Source organism: Pseudomonas sp. Sample_24 (assembly GCF_004307605.1).
Classification (GTDB): Bacteria; Pseudomonadota; Gammaproteobacteria; order Pseudomonadales; family Pseudomonadaceae; genus Aquipseudomonas.
The window spans coordinates 1-1111 of sequence record NZ_RCNW01000420.1; the positions used below are offsets into that span (position 1 = coordinate 1).

1 protein-coding gene is annotated in these 1111 nt (G+C 61.7%); it reads right to left on the reverse strand.

Going from position 1 to position 1111, the window contains the following annotated elements; genetic code table 11:
* A partial coding sequence (gene fliF / locus D8V06_RS24235; RefSeq protein ID WP_130931963.1) for a flagellar basal-body MS-ring/collar protein FliF occupies nt 1-1111 on the reverse strand: 1111 nt, incomplete at both ends.

Sequence of the window (1111 nt, forward strand, 5' to 3'; positions counted from 1 at the left end):
CTGCCACCAGACTCTTGATTGCGTTCAACTGTGCGTCATAGCCTTCGCTCGGGCTAGGCAGCAAGATGCTTTGCGGGCCGCCAAGGCTGACACGGTCGTTGGCCAGTTCGCCGTCCAGACCACCCATGCCACCCAACTCGACATCGCTGCCGATACCGGCCAGCTGCTTGCCCTTGCCACCACCGGTGATGTTGTTGAGCACCGGGCGCAGTACGCCGAACACCAGCACCAGAATGAACAGGACACCCAGCACTTGCTTGACGATGTCCCAGAACCAAGGCTGGGAATAGAACGGTATGTCGGCGATCACTTCGCCGCGATCGGCAGAGAACGGCATGTTGATCACACTGACGCTGTCACCACGGCTGGCATCGAAACCGACCGCGTCCTGGACCAGGCGAGTGAAGCGCGCCAATTCGTCGGCGGTCCACGGTGCGCGGGTGGTTTCACCGTTGGCCGGGTTGACCTTGACCTGGTCATCCACCACCACCGACACCGACAGGCGATTCAGACGCCCCTGTTGCTGCTTGGTATGGCTGATGGAACGGTCGAGTTCGAAGTTCTTGGTGGATTGTTGACGCTTGTCAGCCGGGTATGGCGCCAGCATCGGCTGGCCGGTGGCCGGGTCCATGATTTGCTGGCCGTTGGCATCGATCAGCGGCTGGCCTGGCTGGACCATCCCCGCAGCAGGCGCGGCGCCAGCGGTGGTTTGCGGGGCGGAGGCCGGCGCGGGTGGCTGGTTGCTCAATGCACCGGGGACACCTTGCGGACCATTGCTGGCGGTACGTTGTTCGTTGACCGACTGCTCGCTGCGCAACGCCGGTTGATCGGGGTTGAACTGCTCGGAAGTCGACTCGACGGCACTGAAGTCCACATCGGCGGAGACTTCGGCTTTATAGCGATCGTTGCCCAGCACCGGTTGCAGGATGTTGTGCACACGCTGGGTGAGCATGCTTTCCATGCGGCGGCTGTAATCGAATTGCTTGCCGGCCATGGTCAGTTCGGAGTTTTCCGCCTGATCCGACAGCAGGTTGCCCTTCTGGTCGACCACGGTGATCTGCGATTTGCTGAGTTCAGGAACGCTGGTCGCCACCAGATTGACGATGGCCAC